Origin of the sequence: Geoalkalibacter subterraneus (assembly GCF_000827125.1) — a bacterium.
Taxonomy (GTDB): domain Bacteria; phylum Desulfobacterota; class Desulfuromonadia; order Desulfuromonadales; family Geoalkalibacteraceae; genus Geoalkalibacter_A; species Geoalkalibacter_A subterraneus.
Map to the genome: position 1 here is coordinate 1407696 of NZ_CP010311.1, position 21604 is coordinate 1429299.

The 21604-nt window shown below is 57.5% G+C and carries 20 protein-coding genes and 1 tRNA gene; all 21 read left to right on the forward strand.

What is annotated here, in order from left to right:
* Positions 1-227 precede the first annotated feature (227 nt).
* The 21 genes from GSUB_RS06390 (at position 228) to GSUB_RS06485 (ending at position 21550) form a co-directional block, all read left to right on the forward strand.
* Positions 228-1046: a phosphate/phosphite/phosphonate ABC transporter substrate-binding protein gene (locus GSUB_RS06390; RefSeq protein WP_235269916.1), complete on the forward strand. Its 819-nt coding sequence runs from the start codon at positions 228-230 to the stop codon at positions 1044-1046.
* A gap of 5 nt (positions 1047-1051) precedes the next feature.
* Positions 1052-1597: a tetratricopeptide repeat protein gene (locus tag GSUB_RS06395; protein WP_040199818.1), complete on the forward strand. Its 546-nt coding sequence runs from the start codon at positions 1052-1054 to the stop codon at positions 1595-1597.
* 8 nt (positions 1598-1605) lie between these two features.
* Entirely contained in the window at positions 1606-2667 is a 1062-nt protein-coding gene (gene yedE / locus GSUB_RS06400; RefSeq protein WP_040199819.1) for a YedE family putative selenium transporter, read from the forward strand.
* A 163-nt stretch (positions 2668-2830) separates the two neighbouring features.
* Positions 2831-3145: a GeoRSP system PqqD family peptide chaperone gene (locus GSUB_RS06405; RefSeq protein ID WP_040199821.1), complete on the forward strand. Its 315-nt coding sequence runs from the start codon at positions 2831-2833 to the stop codon at positions 3143-3145.
* The gene (locus GSUB_RS06410; RefSeq protein ID WP_040199823.1) at positions 3138-4166 is read left to right on the forward strand and encodes a GeoRSP system radical SAM/SPASM protein; all 1029 of its coding nucleotides are present in this window, start codon (positions 3138-3140) and stop codon (positions 4164-4166) included. Before GSUB_RS06405 ends, GSUB_RS06410 begins: the two co-directional genes overlap by 8 nt.
* A gap of 263 nt (positions 4167-4429) precedes the next feature.
* Complete coding sequence (locus tag GSUB_RS06415) at positions 4430-5368, forward strand: SPASM domain-containing protein (protein WP_040199825.1); 939 nt, start codon at positions 4430-4432, stop codon at positions 5366-5368.
* A gap of 36 nt (positions 5369-5404) precedes the next feature.
* Positions 5405-6556, forward strand: coding sequence for an aminotransferase class V-fold PLP-dependent enzyme (locus tag GSUB_RS06420; protein ID WP_040199826.1), 1152 nt, complete (start codon positions 5405-5407; stop codon positions 6554-6556).
* 1 nt (position 6557) lies between these two features.
* Positions 6558-6899 carry a hypothetical protein gene (locus GSUB_RS06425; protein WP_235269917.1) on the forward strand — a complete coding sequence of 114 codons (342 nt, stop codon included), beginning with the start codon at positions 6558-6560 and terminating at the stop codon, positions 6897-6899.
* A gap of 40 nt (positions 6900-6939) precedes the next feature.
* The gene (locus tag GSUB_RS06430; RefSeq protein WP_040199828.1) at positions 6940-8256 is read left to right on the forward strand and encodes a PhoH family protein; all 1317 of its coding nucleotides are present in this window, start codon (positions 6940-6942) and stop codon (positions 8254-8256) included.
* Positions 8257-8268: 12 nt separating this feature from the next.
* Complete coding sequence (tsaD, locus tag GSUB_RS06435; RefSeq protein WP_040199830.1) at positions 8269-9291, forward strand: tRNA (adenosine(37)-N6)-threonylcarbamoyltransferase complex transferase subunit TsaD; 1023 nt, start codon at positions 8269-8271, stop codon at positions 9289-9291.
* Positions 9292-9327: 36 nt separating this feature from the next.
* Entirely contained in the window at positions 9328-9831 is a 504-nt protein-coding gene (locus GSUB_RS06440) for a DUF2062 domain-containing protein (RefSeq protein WP_040199832.1), read from the forward strand.
* Positions 9832-9903: 72 nt separating this feature from the next.
* Complete coding sequence (rsmA, locus tag GSUB_RS06445) at positions 9904-10689, forward strand: 16S rRNA (adenine(1518)-N(6)/adenine(1519)-N(6))-dimethyltransferase RsmA (protein WP_040199834.1); 786 nt, start codon at positions 9904-9906, stop codon at positions 10687-10689.
* A 58-nt stretch (positions 10690-10747) separates the two neighbouring features.
* Complete coding sequence (locus tag GSUB_RS06450; RefSeq protein ID WP_040199835.1) at positions 10748-11623, forward strand: peptidylprolyl isomerase; 876 nt, start codon at positions 10748-10750, stop codon at positions 11621-11623.
* A 198-nt stretch (positions 11624-11821) separates the two neighbouring features.
* Positions 11822-16588 carry an NAD-glutamate dehydrogenase gene (locus GSUB_RS06455; RefSeq protein ID WP_084211805.1) on the forward strand — a complete coding sequence of 1589 codons (4767 nt, stop codon included), beginning with the start codon at positions 11822-11824 and terminating at the stop codon, positions 16586-16588.
* 65 nt (positions 16589-16653) lie between these two features.
* Positions 16654-17235, forward strand: coding sequence for a flavin reductase family protein (locus GSUB_RS06460; protein WP_040199836.1), 582 nt, complete (start codon positions 16654-16656; stop codon positions 17233-17235).
* Positions 17236-17383: 148 nt separating this feature from the next.
* Positions 17384-18187, forward strand: coding sequence for a 3-methyl-2-oxobutanoate hydroxymethyltransferase (panB, locus tag GSUB_RS06465; RefSeq protein WP_040199837.1), 804 nt, complete (start codon positions 17384-17386; stop codon positions 18185-18187).
* A 160-nt stretch (positions 18188-18347) separates the two neighbouring features.
* Positions 18348-19208 carry a pantoate--beta-alanine ligase gene (panC, locus tag GSUB_RS06470; protein ID WP_040199840.1) on the forward strand — a complete coding sequence of 287 codons (861 nt, stop codon included), beginning with the start codon at positions 18348-18350 and terminating at the stop codon, positions 19206-19208.
* A 40-nt stretch (positions 19209-19248) separates the two neighbouring features.
* Complete coding sequence (locus GSUB_RS06475) at positions 19249-20523, forward strand: amidohydrolase family protein (protein ID WP_052464656.1); 1275 nt, start codon at positions 19249-19251, stop codon at positions 20521-20523.
* 31 nt (positions 20524-20554) lie between these two features.
* Positions 20555-20629: transfer RNA gene (locus GSUB_RS06480), tRNA-Gln, on the forward strand.
* A 211-nt stretch (positions 20630-20840) separates the two neighbouring features.
* The gene (locus tag GSUB_RS19375) at positions 20841-21017 is read left to right on the forward strand and encodes a PAS domain-containing protein (protein ID WP_158414048.1); all 177 of its coding nucleotides are present in this window, start codon (positions 20841-20843) and stop codon (positions 21015-21017) included.
* Positions 21018-21202: 185 nt separating this feature from the next.
* A complete protein-coding gene (locus GSUB_RS06485; RefSeq protein ID WP_158414049.1) occupies positions 21203-21550 on the forward strand; it encodes a hypothetical protein in 348 nt (115 codons plus the stop codon).
* The last annotated feature ends 54 nt before the right edge of the window (positions 21551-21604 follow it).

Sequence of the window (21604 nt, forward strand, 5' to 3'; positions counted from 1 at the left end):
TGACAAGGGTGTTTGGCGCCAGGGAGGGCGCCAATCAAACGGCCAGGGATGGCGAAAAGTGCCCCTTGTCATGGGAGTTACGACCCCATGCTGAACAGTTACATTGATTTTATCCCGGAGCTTTCATTTTCATGTTATCTGTCCTGCGCACGTCGTTACTTGCTCTCGCGGTATTGCTGGTGTTTTCACTGTTCATTGGGGGCTGTGACTCGAAACCGAGTGGTCCGGTGATCCGTATCGGTTACATGAACTGCAACAGCGAAGCTGAAACGATGGACCGCTTCATGCCGTTGACCCGTTATCTCGAAAAGGAATTGGGTGTGCGTTTTGAAGCCGTGCCGGTAGATACACAGGATTTTGAGGAGCGCTTCCGCAACGGCGAATTTACCTTCACCCACACCAATTCCCTGCTCTATGTCATTCTCCGTGAGGAATACGGCCTGCAGCTGATCGCCGGCGAGCAGCGCGGACAGTTCGGCGGCCGCACATCGGGCGGGCTGATTGCACTTAAAAAAAGCGGCATAAAAAGCATCGAAGACATGCGCGGAAAGCGGCTACTGTTCGGCCCTCAGATGGCACCCAGCGGCTATCTGGCCCAGTATGACTTGATGCTCAACGCAGGCTTTGACCCGGAGCGCGAGTTGTCCTATTACGCGATCCCCCCCGGTTCATTCAAGCATGAGAAGGTGATCTACGGCGTCTATTTCGGCGAATTCGATGTGGCGGCGGCCCCTATGCTGGATCTTGAGGAGATGGTGAGAGACGGCAAGGTTGCCGCGGATGATTTCGAGATCATCGCGCAGAGCGAGCCGTTTCCCTATTGCACCTTCGGGGCTTCCGCCGAGGCTGACCCTGAACTGGTGGAGCGGTTCCGCCGCGCGTTGCTCGAGCTTTCGCCCCAGGACACGGTGGAGTACCAGGGAGAGCGTATCAAGGTGCTCAAATCAGTCTGGGTTGAGGGCTTCGTGCAGTTCAGCGATGCCGACTACGACCCGGTTCGCGAAATGGCGCGACGGGTCAATATGCCTCCTTATCAGACGTTTTAGAGCCGATGCCCCGGATCGATCGTTTCGATATCCTGCTCATAGGTGGCCTGCTGCTTACACTGGCAGGTCTTGGCCTGCTGATGCTTCATGGCGAAGCGCAGCAGGGCTCTGAGCGTGGTGCGGCGTTGGAGCGTGCACTGGAGAAACGCCTGGCGGCGCAGGCGCGATTGGCCTTTTTGACCGACCTGTACCAGCCGGTTGAGGATCTGCGCAAGGAGGGCAAAAATCAGCAGGCGCTGCTGACCCTGGAGGAAATTGCCCGCGATTACCCCGGCGAGGCCCACGGCCTGATTCTGCGCGGCGCCATCCTGCGGGAGATGGGAGTGTTCGAGCGGGCGGTGGATAGCTACGTTGAAGCGGTTCAGCTCAACGGCGATTATGTCGATGACAAAAGCCCTTTATCCCGGCGGACGGAAATCCGTCAACTGGTGGATGACGGTGTGACGCGCCTGCGCGCCCGCCTGGAGGCCCAGGGCGATAATCCGTCGCTGCTGGAGACGTTGAAAAAAGTCTATTACCTGCAAAGTCGCCTGGCCGGCGGCTGTGAATAGGGTCGCGCATGTGGAAGGATCGCCATTTTTATCTGGTTCTGCTGACCGGCCTGAGCTTTGGTCTTCTCGGCGTGGCATTGGCCGCTTTGGGAAACCCGGAAAATTCAGGGATCTGCATCTCCTGTTTTCTTGAAAACACCGCAGGATCACTGGGGTTGCACGATAATGAGCGGATGCAGTACCTGCGCCCCGAATTGGCTGGATTCGTGCTTGGGGCGATGGTCAGCGCCCTGGTGTTCAGAGAATTTTGTTCGCGGGGCGGCAGTGTGCCGATGACGCGTTTCTTCGCCGGTTTTTTCCTGATCGTCGGATGTGCCGTCTTCATCGGCTGCCCCATCAAGCTTTTCCTGCGCATGACAGCAGGAGATCTGACGACCCTGGCCGGTCTGGCCGGATTGGTTGGAGGCGTATGGGTGGGGCTGCACAGCCTTGCCAAAGGTGTTCAGCCCGGAGTTTCGAAGATTGTTCGCGGAGGCAGCGGGTGGTGGGTGCCCCTCTTTTTTGTACTTTTGATGATCTGGGTTTTTCTTCCTCCCGGCTTTCTTCGCGAAGCGCAAAGCGGCGGCGGCGCTGAGCATGCGCCGGCGTGGATTTCCCTGGGAGCCGGGTTGCTGCTCGGTGCATTGGCCCAACGCAGCCGTTTCTGCATTACCGGCAGTTTACGCGACACCTTGCTGATGGGGCATCGTTCGCCCCTGATTTACGGGCTGGCTCTTTTTGTTTTCGGGGCCGTGGCCGGCAACCTTATTTTTGGACGTTTTGAGCCCGGTTTTCACGGGCAGCCCGGCGCGCATCTTGACTATTTATGGAGTTTTTTCGGTATGGCGCTGGTCGGCTGGGTTTCCGTCATTTTCGGTGGCTGCCCCTTCCGACAGCTGGTCAAGGCCGGCGAGGGCGACGCCGATGCCGGCATGGTGGTTCTGGGTATGCTGGTGGCGGGTGGTCTGGCGCAGACCTGGGGCATCACCGCAACCGCGGCCGGTGTACCGTTGCCCGGCAAAATGGCGGTTCTGGCCGGCTTTGCTTTTGTTTTCATGATTTCACTGGTATTGCGCGAACGCGCCGTATGAGTTAACGCTTCAGCATGGGTTCGGATCTCCCATGACAAGGGCCACTTTTCGCCATCCCTGGCCGTTTGATTGGCGCCATCCCTGGCGCCAAACACCCTTGTCATGGGAGATCCGAACCCGTGAAGAGAAAAGATACCTTCATTTTTTGAAACGAGGAAATGCTTTGAAGTGTTTGCAGCGAAACCCCGATATCGTCTGGCGCCATGAAAAGCGCCGCGAACAGGAAATTCTCAAAGCGCTTGAGGGCGGGGAGGATGTCAGTGATCGTGGCAGCGTCATCCTGATCATCTCCGGCATGATGCATCAGCTCAACCTGGTGGGCGGTGCCGTCTGGGATCTGTGCGACGGAAGCCGGACCCTCGATCAGATCGTGGATGAGATGGCTCGTGATTTTGACGTTGAACGCGAAATTCTGCGTGAGGACGTCGAAGAGTTTGTCAATGACCTCGTTGAAAGAGGGTGGCTGGCACATGTCTGATGACACCCTGGATTATCTTTCCGCACCATTGACCCTGAACTGGTCCCTGTCGTTTCGCTGCAACTTCGTCTGTACTCACTGCTACAGCCGCAATGATCACTGCGAAGAACTTTCAACCGCGGATAACAGGCGCATTGTCGACATTCTGGCGGAGAAGCAGATCCCCTTTGTCAACTTCGGCGGTGGTGAGCCGCTGCTGCGTGAAGACCTTTTTGAGATTACCCGTTATGCCACGGACCGGGGATTGCGTGTCTCCATGAACAGCAACGGCTGGCATATCAACGAGGAGACGGCTGCAAAGATCAGTCAGGCGGGGTTTGCCTCCGTGGGTATCAGTATCGACAGCCACGAATCGGCTGGACACGATGATTTTCGCTGTCAGCCAGGCTCCTTCGATCGTGCGGTCAGGGCTCTCGATCTGCTGCGCGACGCCGGCGTCAAGACCACGATGAGTTCAGTGATATCACGGATTAATTTCGAGCATTTCCGTGATTTGATCGAATTGGCCCGTACCCATGGCGCCCGTCAGCTCTTTCTGCACAACTTCAAATGCAGCGGCAAGGGCTTCGAGAACCGCGAAGATCTGGATCTGAGTCCAGCGCAGTGGCGTGAGTTCTATCAGCAGGCGCTGGTCGTCAAGAGTCAGACAAAGGATATTGCGCTGTCCTTCGACGATCCGGTGATCGCTTCGCTGCCCCAGTATGAGGAAAAGCCGTTGGTTAAGGGCAGCTCCTGTGGTAAACTCTCATTGCATCTGCGCCCCGACGGCAACCTGACGCCCTGCGGATTTATTCCCCTGGTGCTTGGGAATATTCTCAGGGATGATTTCGATGCCGTCTGGCATGATTCCCCCATTCTGCAGAAGATGCGCAACAAGCAGGCCAGGGGGAAGTGTCAGGGATGCGATGCTTTTGCCGACTGCCTGGGTGGATGCACGGCGCGGGCACTGGCCGTGACCGGCGACCTTGAAGAGGCCGATCCCCACTGCTGGCAGGGGTCGGATGCGGATGCTGAACAGTGATATCAATCCCAGGGCGATTCAGGTCTGGAAATTGCATTGTAATTGTTGTCAAACTCTACGAAACAAACCCGTCATGTTGTCGTCACAACAGATCAAAGAAGGGGGTGAGAGCGCATGAAAAAGTACATGAAGCCTCGGGTGGTCGGTTCTTCCAACGTCCATCCCTGCTGAACCGCGGTCAGACAGGGAGACAGCCCAAAGAGGCTGCTCCCTGTCTTTCTCTTTATGATGATCTAATTTTTTGATTCCAATCTGCGATGCGTATGGACCTTCTTGATGCCCCTGTGCGGGTCACCTGGCGGCTGTCCGGTCGTTCAGGCGCCCTGTCAACCGAGAATCTCCTGCGCGTTGCCGATCGATTGCTGGATGCCGGCGTCTTCTTCGTCATGCTCGATGGCGCACCGATGCGGCATGACGGGATCGATCAGCTCCTCCCGCACCTGCAGAAAGCAGGATGCCGGGTGACTGCCGTCTGCGGTCTCCACCCCGGTGAGGTTCTCCACCCGATCTGCAGCGACGGCCCCATTGATCTTCTGATTGATGCGACTTCCGCTTGTGAAAGGCTGGATCTGTCATTGCTCGAGGCCCAGGTCGAGCGGGCCCGCGCCCGGAACCTGGAGCCCGGTATTCTGTTTCGCCCTTCTCCGAAAAATCTTCTGCAAATTCAGGATCTTCTCTCCTTCTGCGCTGCACTCGACATCAAGCGATTAAAGTTGCCAAACATGGCTATCGATGATAGCCTTAATCCCCCCTCGGGCTCTGATCTGATCGGTCCCGCGCACCTGGAACAATTGAAGACCGCCTTTGCCGATGATGCAGATCGTTTCCCTCAGGGGGTTGCGCTGGAAATTCACGATCTGTTTTTGTGGGAATTGCTTCACCCCGACGCGGCCAGCCGGCGCGAGGGTTACGCGGGGTGCCAGGCGGCCAACTCCCTTGCCCATGTTGCGGCGTCCGGCGACCTCATGCCCTGTTCTTCCTGGCCATTGAGTCTGGGATCGTTGCTGCATGAGAGTCTGATCGAACTATGGCAGACTCCCCGCCGGTTTGAAATCAGGCGCATGATTGAAGCGCTTCCCGAGGATTGCCGGCGCTGTCGGGATCTGGGGGTGTGTTATGGCGGCTGCCGGGGGCTGGCCCTGTCGCGCAGTGATCGGGCTTGTCAACAAATGCGAGATCCCATGTGTGCCGGCCCGCGTTGATGGGCGATCACAGTTTTTGCTGACGGATATTTCCCTATGCCCGTTTATCTGGATAATGCCGCCACCTCCTTTCCCAAACCCGATGAGGTGATCAACGCGGTAACTTCAACTCTGCGCGACGCCGGAGCCAATCCGGGACGCGGCGGACATCATCTTGTCCTGGAAGCGGGACGCATCGTGCTGGGTGCGCGTGAAGCCGTAGCGGAGCTGCTCCGGGTGAAGGATGCGGCCTGCGTGGCTTTTACCGCCAACGCCACCGAGGCGATCAATATTGCCCTGTTCGGTTTGCTGCTGCCCGGTGATCGGGTTGTGACGACCTTCATGGAGCACAATGCGGTGACGCGCCCTCTGCGGGCTTTGCAGGAGCGCGGGGTGATCGTCCACAAGGTCCCTGCCGACCACCAGGGGAGGGTCTGCCCGTCTGCGATAAAAGCCGCCTGCGAGGAGCGAACTCGCCTGGTGGTGATGACCCATTGCTCCAATGTCACCGGAACCTTGCAGCCGATTGAAGAAATCGGTCCCTGGTGCCGACATCGAGGGATTCTTTTCATGGTTGACGCTGCGCAGACCGCTGGCGTTTTCCCCCTTGACGTTGCAGGCATGGGGATTGACCTGTTGGCTGCTCCGGGGCATAAGGGGTTGTTGGGGCCGCAAGGAACAGGCTTTCTGTATGTTCGCCCCGGGCTGAAATTGTCGCCGTTGATCTACGGCGGCACCGGCGGCAATTCCCATTCGGAGCTGCCGCCCGATGATATGCCCGAGCGTCTCGAAGCAGGCACCCTTAACACCCCGGGCCTTGCCGGCCTGGCAGCAGGACTCCGATTTATTGCGAGAGAGGGAATAGATCGAATCCGGGCTCATGAAGCCGAACTGCTCGCCGAGTTGATCGACGGGCTGCGAAAGATTGACGGGTTGGAGCTTTACGGACCTACCGATCCGTGCATGCATGGCGGGGCGCTGTCTTTCAACCTGCGAGGTCGCGACCCGGCGGAGGTCGGTTTTCTACTGGACCATGAACATGGTGTTCAGACCCGCGTCGGGCTTCATTGCGCGCCGGACGCACACCGCAGCATCGGCACCTATCCACGCGGAACGGTCCGGATGAGCCCGGGTTACTTCAATACTCTTGATGACATGCGCTTTGCGGTCAGCGCCGTAAGTGCAGTCGCTGCCCATGAGGTGGACTGAAATGAAGACTTGCGATTCTCATAAAATCCCGCCGCTTGTTTCGCCCATGCCGGCAGGCAGAAACTTATTTCGTCGCATGTGTCTGTTTCTGGTACCAACGGTTCTTGCCGTGCTGGTGCTTGCGGCCTGTTCTTTGCCTCCCGAGCGCCCTCTGACCCGGCGCGACCTGTCCCGCACCAATGCTTATCGCCTCTATACGATCGAGGAGTCGCCCGAAGCAGTCCTCAACGCCCTCAATCGCGAAGGCGAAGTTGTTCTTGAAGGAAGTTACCGTAACCGACCGGTTCTGATTAAATTTTTAGCCACCCCTGAAGGGATCGAGGTTACACATTACAATCGCTGATTTCCATCGAATGTTTTCTACCAACTGAATGAGATGACTGATGAAAAAAATCTTTGTGCTCGACACCAATGTCTTGCTGCATGATCCTGAAGCGTTGTTCAAGTTTGAAGACAACGATGTGGTTATTCCCATTACGGTCATCGAGGAAATCGACCGTTTCAAGAAAGATCAGAATGAAACCGGCCGCAATGCCCGGCACATCTCGCGGATTCTTGACGGGATGCGGGAAAATCGCGGTTTGACCGAAGGCGTCAAGCTGGAAACCGGCGGAATGCTGCGGGTAGAGATCTACCGTGCCGACTACTTGAAAAAACTGCCGCCCGAATTGCAGGTCGATCGCGGAGACAATCGCATTCTGGCTGTCGCCATGAAGTTGCAGGAAACCTGTGACTGCAAGGTTGTCTTTGTGACCAAGGATACCAATCTGCGCATTAAATCGGATGCCCTTGACCTCCCGGCCGAGGATTATGAATCGGACAAGGTCTCGATCGAGGATCTTTATCCGGGCGCCAGTCATCTGGAACTGGACAAGGATGTCATTGACCGTTTTTACGGTCAGGGCTATCTGGACCTGCCCGGAGAATATCATCCCAACCACTGTCTGACCCTGGTGGACAAAAGCAATCCCTCCCATACGGCATTGGGCCGCTACAACAAGGCCATGCAGCAGGTTGTGCCGTTGATCCGCATCCCGAAGGATGGCATCTGGGGGATTCATTCGCGCAACCGCGAGCAGCAGTTCGCCCTTGACATGCTCATGAACGACGATATCCAGCTCGTAACGTTGGTCGGCAAGGCGGGCACCGGCAAGACCCTGCTGGCCATTGCGGCGGGGCTGCTCAAGGTCGCTGACGAAAACCTCTACAATCGCCTCCTGGTGTCGCGCCCGGTTTTTCCCATGGGGAAGGATCTGGGCTTTCTGCCGGGCGATATCGAAGAGAAGCTGGCCCCCTGGATGCAGCCGATCTTCGACAATGTCGAGCTGCTGTTGGGCAACGTCGAGGATCACGGCAAGCGCAAGCGCGGCTACAAGGAGCTGGTCGATATGGGTTTCCTTGAGATCGAGGCGCTGACCTACATCCGCGGCCGCTCAATCCCCCGCCAGTTCCTGATCGTCGATGAAGCGCAGAATCTCACTCCGCACGAAATCAAAACCATCATTACCCGCGCGGGCGAGGGGACCAAGATCGTGCTGACCGGCGACCCCTACCAGATCGACAATCCTTACGTGGATTCCTCCAGCAACGGGCTGACCTATGTGGTGGAGAAGTTCAAGGAACAGCAGATTGCCGGCCACATCATCCTCACCAAGGGGGAGCGTTCCCCCCTGGCCGAGCTGGCCGCCAACCTGCTTTAAGTTATAACGACTATGCTTTTACTCTGTCTTGAATCCTCCTGCGATGAGACCGCCGCCGCCGTGGTGCGCGACGGCCGCCAGGTCCTCAGCAACGTGATCGCTTCTCAGGTCGACGTTCATGCACGCTATGGTGGGGTCGTGCCTGAGCTGGCTTCGCGCAAGCACCTGGAGGCCATACCGGTAGTGACCGAACAGGCCCTGGAGCAGGCGGGGGTCGGTTTTGGCGACATCGAAGGGCTTGCGGTAACGCGCGGTCCCGGACTGATCGGAGCCCTGCTTGTCGGGCTTTCCGCCGGCAAAGCGATGGCTTATGCCCGCCGTATCCCCTGGGTCGGGGTGCATCATATCGAAGGGCATGCGCTGGCCATTGAGCTTGAGCAGGAGGTGGCCTATCCCTTTCTGGCGCTGATCGTATCCGGCGGTCACACTCACCTGTACCGTATTGGAGGGGTGGGCGACTATCAGACGCTGGGGTGCACCCGGGATGACGCGGCGGGAGAGGCCTTCGACAAGGTGGCCAAGCTTCTCGGCCTCGGCTATCCCGGCGGAGCGGTCATCGATCGGCTGGCGGCCGAAGGTGACCCGCACCGGATAAAATTTCCGCGCCCCCTGATGCACCAGGACAATCTCGATTTCAGCTTCAGCGGGATCAAGACTGCAGTCCTTAATTACGTCAAGAAACAGAACGGGCCGATCGAAGGAGAGCATCTGCGCGATCTGGCGGCCGGATTTCAGCAGGCGGTTGTTGAGGTTCTGACCGCCAAGGCTCTCAAGGCCCTGCGCGGTGCGGATCTGCAGCGGTTGGTGGTAGCCGGCGGGGTCGCCTGCAATCGCGGTTTGCGAGCGGTTCTCCACGGTGCCGCGAAAGGCGAGGGCTTCGAAGTTTATTTCCCTTCGCCCCTTCTCTGCACCGACAACGCCGGCATGCTGGCCGTACCGGGCGATTATTACCTCAGCCGCGGCGCTGGTTCGGCCTTCGACCTCAATGCCGTGGCAAGCTGGCCGTTGGATCGGGTTCGACCGGTTTCGCCCTGACCCGGTTGAAATGACATTTTCGGGCAACAGGATGATATGTGGCAGCGCTGGTCCCTGATTCGCCAATTTAAATTGAATCTGATCCGCCTGGTGCGGTTGCGTGCAACTCCGGATGAAATTGCCAAGGGTATTGCCCTGGGCGTGTTCATCGGCATGACGCCGACCTTCGGCATACAGATGTTTATCGCGCTGCTTTTGGCCTTCCTGCTGCGGGAGAACAAAATCGCCGCCCTGGTCGGGGTATGGGTCACAAACCCGGTCACAGCTCCGGTCATCTATACTCTGGAGTATGAAATCGGTCGCCTTCTGCTGGGGTTGGAGCGCTCCGGCATCCCCAGGGAGCTTTCCAGCGAAGCCCTCATCGGCCTCGGGTGGGATGTCCTCTGGCCGATCTGTGTCGGCAGTGTGATTCTTGGAACCCTGTGTTCGAGCCTGGCTTACGCCCTGACTCTGCGCCTGATCCCCATTGTCAAGTCCTGGCGCATCCCACGGTGGCCACGTCGCCGGTTAAAGAGGCACCTGCATAGAAATCGCCAATAAACCCTCGGATCATCACACTGGCGGTGTCCCTGTATTTCCTGTTTCGACTCAAGAATATGACGGAGTTTCCATTTGGCATCCCATCGCCCTCGTAAACGCTTTGGACAGAATTTTCTTCGCGACCGTCAGGTTGTTGAGCGCATTCTGTGTGCCGCTGATCTTGATGCCGACGACCGCGTTGTTGAAATCGGTCCCGGTCTCGGCGTTCTGACCGACGAACTGCTCTCTCGAGCGGGCCAGGTGCAGGTGATGGAGATCGATCGCGATCTGATCGCGCGGCTGCGGCAGCGGCAGAATCCAAGGTTGATTATCCACGAAGGTGACGCCTTGCGGCTGGCCTGGGAGAGTCTGCTGACCCAGCCCCCTTACAAACTGGTCGCAAACCTGCCCTATAACATTTCGAGTCAGGTTCTTTTTCGGGTACTCGACCACCATGCCCTGTTTTCCCGGCTGGTGCTGATGTTTCAGAAGGAAGTCGGCGATCGCCTCTGTGCCGATCCCGGAACAGGGGATTATGGCATTCTGTCGGTTCTGTGCCGGCTGTGGTTCGATATCGAACGAGTCACAAATGTCAAACCCGGTGCCTTTCACCCGCCGCCCAAAGTCGATTCGGTTGTTCTGGCGTTCACTCCCCTGGACAACCCGAGAGTCGAAGTCTCTGACGAGGCGTTTTTCCGTAAAATCGTCAAGGCGGCCTTTGCGCAAAGGCGCAAGACCCTGGCCAACGCCCTGAAGTCGGCAGGCTTTGAACCGGACAGGATCGAAGAAGCCTTTGCCCACAATCAACTCGATGCCCGAATCCGCGGCGAAGTCCTGAACCTCGAACAGTTTGCCGGACTGGCAAATTCGCTTGCCTGATATGAGCGAATCCTGACTGAATTCAGATTGTGAGCAAGAATAAAAAGGAGAGAGAACATTGAACGACGTAGTTGCCAAGATCAACGAGAAACCTGTTTCACGCAGTGAACTCGACAGCACCATGCAGGTCTACGCCATGCAGATGCACCAGAAGCCTGTCGAGCAGCTCACGCCCGATCAGCAGAAGGAAATTCGTGAGCTTTCGCTGGAAAAGCTCATCGCCCGTGAATTGATCTTTCAGGCCGCGCTGGCGCAGGGCGTTGTGGCCGAAGAGGCGGCGGTCGAGGAGGAGAAGCGCAAGCTGATCGCCAATTACGAGAGCGAGGAGAAGTTTTACGAGACCTTGCAGCGCGCTGGAATGACCCCGGAATTCTACCATCGCATGATCCGCCAGGATCTGACGGTGAATCTGATGAGTGCAGAAAAACTCAAGGATCTTCCCGACCCGCCCCGCGAAAGCATCGAAAAAATCTACAGCACCTATCCGGATAAAATGGTGGAGCCCGAGCGGGTCCGTGCCCGGCACATTCTGATTGCCGGGGCAGAAGACAACCGGGAGCAGGCCAGGCAGCGCCTGGATGCCATAAAGGGCCGGGTGACGGCAGGCAATTTTGCCAAGCTGGCACGGGAAAATTCCGATTGCCCGAGCGCCCAGGCCGGCGGCGACCTTGGCTACTTCAGCCGCGGGCAGATGGTCGAGCCTTTTGAACAGGCCGCTTTCAGTCAGCCGACGGGCGAAGTCGGGGAGGTGGTTGAAACGCCTTACGGCTACCATCTGATCCTGGTGCAGGATAAGGTTGCGGAGCGCAAAATGCCCTTTGAAGAAGCCGAGGATAAGATTCGCGAATTCCTCAAGGAAGAAGCCAGCGTCAAAGAGCTTGAGAAATGGGTCAAGGAATTGCGGCAGGAGGCCAAAATAGAGGTTTTCGATTGAATCCATATTGCTTTTTCCTGCTCTTTTGCGAACAGCAGTAGTTTAAAAACAGAAACTCCGGGGATCTCTCCGGAGTTTCTGCTTTTAAACCCTGGCCGCTTGCCAAAGTGGGTGTGATCCTCTAGTCTTAAGACAATATTCAGGTTAAAAAAACTTCAGCGCGGTATTCGCATTTATATTTTTCAAGGCGGGTATGACATGAAAATAATCAAGGATCCTGCGTTCCAGCGCCGTTCACCTGAGGAAAAGGCCTATCCTTTTGAAGATGTTGCCGAAGCGATCAGGCAGCAGGTGCCCGCTGACAACCGCGACATCATTCTTGCCCTGGCCCGGGAACTGCGAATGCACACGCCCAGGGCTTTTTATTCAATGCAGAAACCTGAGAAGGTTGCCCGCTGGGTCGTTGATATCTTTGAATTTATCAAAGAGCGTCCCCAGGATGTTGCGATCGAACTCAAATCCGCACGACGCTCCGGGCAGTGGTTTCTGATGACCAATACCCCCGACGCCTCTTTTCTGGTGGACTCGCTGCAACTGCTGTTCAAGCGTTTCGGGGTTCGTTTTCAGATTGTCAGCCATCCGATTCTGCGCCTGAAGCGTCAGCGTAAACAGCTGACGGCCGTTGTCGAGGATGGTCACGGAGGCAGTGCGGAATCCCTGATCCTGGCCGAAGTTCAGGGGCTGCGGAAGGGGGTCCGCGCGCGTTTTGAGGAAGCTTTGCGGGAGTGTTTTGCCCAGGTGTTGCAGATTCATGCAGCTCAGCGCCGGCTGAAAAGCTGTCTTAAAAAGATCGAAATGCTCCCCGAAGCACAACAGGTGCGAGAATTCTGGCATTGGCTGCAAAATGACAATTTCATCCCCTTCGGCTATCGCTGCCTTCGGATCGAAACCGCGCCGCAGCAGCAGGTGCAGGTTTCGGTCGAGAGTTCAGAGGGCATTTTCCCAACAGGACCGGATGGAGTCGAGGGCACTCAATGGAACAGGGATGATCTTGATATCGCATCCCGGTGTCGGCTTGAGCGCGAAGACCGCATCGTGGTGGAGGAAACGGCTGAAATCAGCACGGTTCATCGCGACGATCATCTGACTTACCTGGGCTGGCGGGTGGAAATCGGCGACGGGATCTACCAGGAACATGCCTTCTGCGGACTTTTCTCGCAGCGATTTCTGGAAGAGCCGACCTTTTCCATTCCTGTCCTGCGGCGACGTATCGAGCAGGCGCTGGCGGAGCTGGGCATTCCGCGCGGCAGTCACGATTACAGCAAGGCGATCGAAATCTTCAACACCTTCCCCAAGGTGGAATTATTCTTTATGGAACCGGAGGAGCTGCGGGACGCTGTCCGGTCCTTTACCTTTCTCTACCGCCAGGATGCCGTCAAAGTGGTTCCCGCACCCAGCCTGTCCGTCGACGGCCGGACGCTGCTTCTGATCCTGCCGCGTGAATTCTACCAGCGGGAAAATATCGACCGGATCAAATCCTATGTGCGCCGCTTCTTCCAGGCGCAGACCGTGACCTCGCGCATTGTGCAGATGTTGTCCGATTATCTCAGCCTGCATGTTCGCGTCGCTCCCCGCGGAGAGAAGGATTTTGTCGATCTGCGGCGCCTCGAGATGGGGCTCACCGAGATCGCCCGCCCCTGGGAAGCCAAGCTTCGCATTGTGCTGGAGAGCCGTCTGGGCGATGAGAAAGGACGCCAGCTCTTCGATCGTTATATTGACGGGTTGCCGCGCCAGTACCGAACCCTTACGCATCCCCGCTATGCCCTGCGCGACATCGAGGGGATGGAAGAGGTGCGCCACACTGGAGGCGAGCATTTCAGTATCTGGGGACCGTTTCACAACGGCGACGAAAGTGATGAATATTATCGTCTTCAGTTCTACAGCCGAAGTGAAACCTATCTCAACTGTCTGATGCCGCTCCTGGAAAACCTCAACCTGTGTGTCATCGATGAACTCGATTTTACGGTCAACGAAGGGTCGGAGGCGATTTATATCAAGAGTTTCGCCATTAAAAGAGGCGATAAGCGGTCTCTGCCCCTGGGGGAGGTGCGCGATAAACTCCTTGGCACCGTCACTTCTCTGCGAAAAGGGGAGCTTGACAACGACTACCTCAACCGCCTGCTGGTTCTGACCGGTCTTGACGGCAGGGAGATTGATGTCTTCCGCGCTTACCGCAACTATTATCATCAGCTGGGTTCTCCTTTCACCAAGCGCCGCGTCGCCTTCGCCCTGATTAACAATTCTCAGGTGGCGCTGCTGCTTTTCCGTTATTTTCAGGCGCGTTTCGAGCCGCGTGATGAATGGCGCGAAATGGCCGAACGGGAGGAAAAAGCCCTGATGCCCCTGCGCATGGAGCTGGCCGAGGCCCTCGAACAGGTCTCCGACATCAATGAAGACCGCATCCTGCGTACGCTGTTCAATCTGATCGATTCGACCGTAAGAACCAATTTCTTCCTGCGGCGCGATGATGAGGATTACTTCTTCTCCTTTAAAATCAGCGCCATCGGCATAATCGACATGCCCGCGCCGCGACCGCTTTTCGAGGTCTACGTTCACAGTGCCCTGATGGAAGGCATTCACTTGCGCGGCGGCAAGGTGGCACGCGGCGGGATTCGCTGGTCCGACCGTCCGGATGATTTCCGCACGGAAGTTCTGGGCCTGATGAAGACCCAGATGACCAAGAATGCCCTGATTGTCCCCGTCGGCTCCAAAGGCGGTTTCATTATCCACAGCGCCTTCAATACCCGCGAACAGGGCGCTGAGCTGTCCAGGACCGCCTACATCACCCTGATGCGCGGTCTGCTCGATCTGACCGACAACCGGGTGAAGGGCGAGGTGGTGCGCCCGGTCGGTCTGATCGCGTATGACGAGGAAGACCCCTACCTGGTGGTTGCAGCCGACAAGGGAACCGCCCATCTGCCCGACACCGCCAACGCCGTCAGCGCGGAATACAATTACTGGCTGGCCGATGCCTTTGCCAGCGGCGGCTCCCGCGGGTACGATCATAAAGAACTCGGCATTACCGCCCGCGGCGCCTGGGAATGCGTCAAAAGGCATTTCCGCGAAATGGGCGTTGATATCCAGACGGAACCTTTTACGGTTATCGGCATCGGTGACATGAGCGGCGACGTGTTCGGCAACGGCATGTTGCTGTCGCGCAAGATCAAGCTGGTGGCGGCCTTTGATCACCGCAATATCTTTCTTGATCCTGATCCTGACCCGGAAGCCAGCTTCAATGAACGGCAGCGGCTGTTTGAGCTGCCCCGCTCAAGCTGGGAGGATTACGACAAGGCAATAATTTCCGAAGGCGGCGGGGTCTTCTCCCGTCATGCCAAGGATATCCCCCTGTCCGGGCCGGTGCGCCAGATGCTCGGCACCCGCCACCGCAGTGTCGACGCACAGGGGCTGGTACGCCTGATCCTGCAGTCCGAAGTCGATCTGTTCTGGAACGGCGGTATCGGCACCTATGTCAAGGCCTCAAGCGAGAAGAACGAGGATGTCGGCGACCGCAGCAACGACGGAGTCCGCATCGACGGCAACCAGCTGCGGGTCAAAGTGGTGGGTGAGGGCGGCAACCTGGGGATGACCCAGAAAGCACGAATCGAATTCGCCCTCAAAGGCGGGCGCATCAACACCGACGCCATCGACAACAGCGCCGGGGTGGATTGCTCCGACCATGAAGTCAATCTCAAGATCTTCATGCAGCGCCTGCGGGAGATGGGCCGGGTCAAGGATGACGAGGAGCGCGACCAGGTGCTGCGCGAGGTGACCGATGAAGTCTGCGATGCCGTTTTGCGCAACAACTATACGCAGAGTCTCTCCATTTCGTTGGACCAAAGGGGCTGTGCGCGCAACATCGAGCCCTATCTCCAGCTCATAGACCGTCTGGTCAATGCAGGGCTGCTGGACCGGGCCGGTGAATTTCTGCCGACGACCAAGGAAGTTCTGGCGCGTCCGCAAAAAAGCCTGACCCGCCCGGAGTTGGCCATCCTGCTGGCTTATGCCAAGATGCAGCTCTATCATACCCTGCTTGAAAGTTCCCTGTGTGAGGACGGCCATTACCGTGACGACATGCGGAACTATTTTCCCGCGGGCATTCGGGAACGCTATCTCGACGAACTTGACGAACATCCGCTCTGTCATCAGATTACCGCGACGGTTCTGACCAACACCATTGTCGACACTGCGGGCTGTGCCCGTATGAGTCTGCTGGCACGTCAGACGGGGCGACCGCTGCATCAATGCGCCGGCATGTATCTGACTTTTGACCGGATTCTCGAAGGAGACACGTTGCGTGAAGCCGTCTTTGCCCTCGACAACCGGATGGCTGCCGAAGAGCAATACCGGATTATCGATACCTACGCGGAAACATTGCAGGAGATGTGTTTCTGGGCGCTGCAGCAGGATACGGTCATTTCTCTTGATGCCGAGGCCCTGCTGCAGTGGCGGGAGCGCATCGGCGAGTTCATCAACGCTCTGCCCGGCGTAACGCCTTCCCAGGATTGGGAGATCGCCCAGCAGAAATCCAAGGATCTGACGGAAGCGGGGTTGGATGCGCCCCTGTCGCAGAAGGTTGCAGCCCTGCCTTATCTCGGGGATTTTCTGCCGCTGTTCAACCTGGTGGGAAAAACGCAGAGCGATCTTCATGATGTCGCCTGTGCTCATCGCGACCTGATGGAAAAACTCGGTGTGTCACGCCTGCGCGCGGCGGCCGCCAAAGTTCCGCTGCGCGACCGCTGGGACCGCATGGCCCTTGATGCCCTGGAAAGAGACCTTTCCGTGACTCTTTTCCGGCTGACGAAAGCGGTATTACAGGAAACAGACGGCAATGTGGAACGCTACCTGTCGCGCAGGCGGCAGAAATACCGTGCTCTCAACAATCTCTGGCAGCAGGTGCAGGGCACGGAGCCGATCAATTTCAATCCCTTTATGGTGATCGGGCGGGCGCTCGCCGATCTGCTGTAAGGCTGGCCACATGATGTGCAATCCCTCGGATCGACCCGGGAAAAACTATGAATAGAGGAATTATCGTGAAAAAAAGACAACTTGGCTCCTGTGTCACTTTCTTCCCCCAACCGACCACCCTGATCGCCTCCTGTGATGATGAAGGTCAATGCAACCTGATGACCGCCTCCTGGGCGGGAATCATCAGCAAAACCCCTCCCACCATGGCGATCTCCCTCAACCAGGCCCGCAAAACGTATGAGAACATCGTTCAATCTGGGTGCTTCAGCGTCAACATGGTCCCTGCATCCCTGGCGGTGGAGGCCGATTTCTGCGGGCTCAAATCGGGGCGTGACCTGGATAAAAGCGAGGTGACCGGCCTGGTTTTGGAGAAGGCGAGTCACATCGAAGCGCCGCTGGTGCAGTCCTGCCCTCTGAACGTGGAATGCCGCTGTATTGGTGAGTATCCACTGGGAGATTATCGGCTGATTATGGGGGAAATCCTCGAGATCCACGCAGCTGATGATGCTTTTGACGCGGACGGAAAAATGGATGCACGGATTTTCGATCCGCTGGTCTACCTGGGTGGTATCCGGGAGTACTGGAATCTGGGCGAGAAGGTGGCTCAGGCCTACCAGGACGGTTTGAAACTGACGCCGCGTAAGTAACCAAACGCCATGCCGCTGGGTTTCGCGCATTAACATTTGCTCTTGGACATTGCGCTGTGGAATAATCCCAGCGCAATGTTTTTTGGGGCCCGGATCGTTTTCCTGCCGGGTCCGATTCTGATCATGACTTCAAGATTCGGGGGGAATTATGGCCCGACAGAAAACAATTCTGGATATTCAGAAAATGAAGGCGGAAGGGGAGCGGATCACCATGCTGACCGCTTATGATTATCCCTTCGCCCGGTTGATGGACCAGTGCGGCATCGATATGATCCTGGTCGGAGATTCACTCGGAACCGCAGTGGCGGGGCACGATACGACTCTGCCCGTCACCATGGACGAGATGATCTATCATGCAAAAGCCGTTGTGCGTGCCGTTGAATCGGCTTTTGTTGTGGTCGATATGCCGTTCATGTCCTATCAGACCGATGTGCGTGACGCGCGTTACAATGCGGGGCGCCTGATCAAGGAAGGCGGCGCCCAGGCAGTCAAGATCGAGGGCGGGTGCAACATGGCCGAAACCATTGCCGCCATTACAGCGATGGACATCCCTGTCGTGGGGCATATCGGTCTGACGCCCCAGTCCATCCATCGTATGGGGGGCTACCGCGTTCAGGGACGGCAGGAAGAGCAGGCTAAGCGCCTGCTGGATGATGCCCGCGCGGTTGAGCAGGCCGGGGCTTTTGCCGTGGTGCTGGAGGGGATTCCCCGCAAGCTGGCGGCGGAAATCACCCGGGAACTGAGCATCCCCACGATCGGCATCGGCGCCGGCGTCGACTGCGACGGGCAGGTGCTGGTGATTCACGACATCCTGGGATTGTGCGAGAAGTATTCTCCCAAATTCGTCAAGAAGTTCGCCGATGTTTCCGGAATGATCCGGCAGGGGATCGACGACTACATCCGCGAGGTCAAAGATGGCGAGTTCCCCACCCCGGACCATTCTTTTGATTAAATGTAACGGTTCAGCATGGGGTCACAACTCCCATGACAAGGGCCACTTTACGCCATCCCTGGCCGTTTGATTGGCGCCTTCCCTGGCGCCAAACACCCTTGTCATGGGAGCTGCGACCCCGCGACGTGAATAGATACGATTAAATTAGCGTGACGAAGCCATGAAAATTATCGAAAATGTTCAGGAGATGCAGCAGCTGTGCCTGGACGCCCGTCAAAATCGCGAGCGCATCGCGTTCGTACCGACCATGGGTTACCTGCACGAAGGGCATCTGAGCCTGGTGCGCGCCGCGCGGCAGCAGGGCGACCGGGTGGTGCTGAGTATCTTCGTCAATCCGACCCAGTTCGGCGTCGGCGAAGATTTCGACCGCTATCCCCGCGACCTGACCCGTGACGCGCAGATGGCCGAAGCCGAAGGGGCCGATTGGATCTTTGCCCCGCGCGCTTCGGACATGTATCCGCAGGGCTATGCGACTTTTGTCGACGTCGAAGGGTTGACCGAAACCCTGTGCGGGCGCAGCCGCCCCGGTCATTTCCGTGGGGTAACTACGGTGGTGGCTAAGCTGTTCGCCATCGTTCAGCCTCATGTGGCCTATTTCGGCAACAAGGATTTTCAGCAGCTCGCCGTGATCCGCCGCATGACCACCGATCTGAACTTCCCGGTGGATGTCCGCGGGCTTCCCATCGTGCGGGAAGAAGACGGCCTGGCCATGAGTTCGCGCAACGTGAATTTATCGGCGGAGCAGCGTCAGCAGGCTTTGTCCCTCTACACGTCCATCGAGCTTGCACAGCGCATGGTGCGCGAGGGTGAAACCCGCTCCGCCACCCTTATCGACGCCATCAGGTCGCGCATCGAGCAGGAACCGGACGCACAGATCGATTATGTCCAGATCTGCGACCAGGATTCGCTGCAGGACGTCGAGGAGGTCGATGCACGATCCGTTCTGCTGCTGGCGGTCAAGATCGGCGACACCCGCCTGATCGACAATCACCATTTCGCGTCCACCTTCGATGCGGCCTGATCAGGTTCTCAACACCTCCTGGAAAGAGCTTTGGTGAGCCATGGATATTCTCTACCGTGCACGTTATCTGGTGCCGATCGTCGCACCTGTCATCGAGTCCGGCGGACTCCTTGTGCGGCGCGGTCAAATTGTCGATGTCGGCCGCGCAGACGAACTCTCCGCCGCATCACCGAAGGCCAAGGTTGTCGATTTCGGCGATGACGCCGTCCTGCTGCCCCCCCTGGTCAATGCGCACACGCATCTGGAGCTGACCCATTTCCCGCAATGGGCCCGGGCGCTGGGGGAGAGTTCTCCCGGTGATGATTTTATCGACTGGATCAAGCATGTCATCCGCGTCAAGCGCAGCCTCAAGCCGGAACAATTTACCGCTTCGATCAAAGATGGCATCCAGGCATGCCTTGCCTCCGGTACCGGTGCGGTGGGAGACATCCTGTCCTGGTTTCCGGCGCGGGAGGCTTTCAGACAGTGTCCCTTGTTCGGACGGCTGTATCTTGAAACGCTGGGACGCGATCCGGCACACGCCCGCCATATTCTCCAAGGGCTCGGGAAAATCACCCGCGAAGTGGTGAGCGGGCGCCTGCGCCTGGGCATCTCGCCTCATTCTCTTTACAATCTAAGCAGTGAATACCTGGAGGATCTTCTCAGCTACGCGCATAGGCATAGCCTCCCATTGGCGATTCATATTGCGGAATCCCGGGAGGAGACAGAATTTCTTCTTCATTCACGGGGGCCCCTGGTTGATCGCCTCTATCCTTACGTTGGATGGCAGGATATGGTCCCGATGCCGGTCGGTCAGACGCCGGTGGCGTATCTTGAGGCCAAGGGAGGGCTGAAGCCTGACAACCTGCTGATTCACGGGGTACATGTCACCCCGGACGAATGCCAGGCGATTGCCCGCCGCGGTGCGACTGTCGTTCTCTGCCCCCGCTCCAACGCGCGCCTGGGGGTCGGCACCGCGCCGATTTCCGATTACCTGGAGGCCGGAGTCGATCTGGCCCTGGGCACGGACAGCCCGGCCAGCAATGATTCACTTTCCATGTGGGATGAGCTGGCTTTTGCGCGCAAAGTTTACGCGGGCAGTGTCGAACCGCAGATGCTGCTGCGCATGGCAACGCGCAACGGGGCCTGCGCCATTGGGCTCTGTTCGGACATGGGCAGCTTCTCCCCCCGGATGAGCGCCCATTTTCAGGCTGTGCACCTCGACAACCTCCCTGCGATTGGTGATCTGGAAGAGGCGCTGGTCAGTTCGGGAAAGGACGTAAAGGTTCTTTCTCTCGTGCTGGCCGGTCGCGAAATTTTTACCCTTGACAGCTGATTTCTTCTTTGCTAGAACTTCGATTCCATTTTGGGGCGTCGCCAAGCGGTAAGGCACTGGACTCTGACTCCAGCATTCCGAGGTTCGAATCCTCGCGCCCCAGCCAATAAAACCCAGGCATCTGTGCCTGAACACATAAAACTTCTAAAAGAATTCGAGCCTTCCCGAGGGAAGGCACCCAGGGTGGAGCCAATCAGCTCCGCCCTTTTTCTTTTTTGGGCAGTGCCGATCCCGTGGAGCTGTTAAACTCCCCATACAAGATCCGGAAAGAAGATAAGGTCGAAGGAAGGCCGCTAACGTCTCGATAGGAGGCTCTGATGTCATCAATCGACCAGACCGAGCTTTGCTGCCGGATCGTCGATGAAGCGCCGGATGCCATTCTTTATTCCGACCGTGAGGGGATCATCCGTCTGTGGAATCGACTGTTCGGGATGGGATATGCCCGGAATTTGGGAATTGTCCGATGCGATCGACCGTTGAAAATATCTCCCTAATGGGAGTTGATCCCGGTCGCCAAGGCGGAGTTCCAGCATGACCAAGGAACACTCATCCCCATTTGTCAGGCCTGACCCCTTTGACTGTGATTTTTCTTTGACATGCCGGTCGGCAGCTGTTATTGACAACTGTTATTGACAAAAGTGTCGGCTTTTGAGGGGCAAGTTGTACGGGGTAGTCGCTGATGCCCTGTTTTTTTTGCCAAGGCGGTCGAAAGCGAATACTTATCACCTCGCCAATACTTATCACCACCTCACCGATGGCGATGGCGTGGCCGGCCGATCAGGAAGCCGAGATCGAGGTGTTCTATCTGTCCAGCTACAGCCCGGCACCGAACCCGGACGAACACTTGAATGTCGACGTGAAGGATGCGGTCACGCGACGGGTACCGGCGCGCAGCAAGAAGCAACTCGGGGCCCAGCCATCGGCCACCTGCACAAACTGCGCAAGTCGCCTGCTCGGGTCCGGAAATACTTCCGGCACCAGCCCGTTCGCCATGCGGCGTGACAACTTCCTGTGGCAGGGCCAATAACCACTGCTGTCTTGGCGTGGCTATCGCGCCGGGCACATGTCATCTCATGATCAA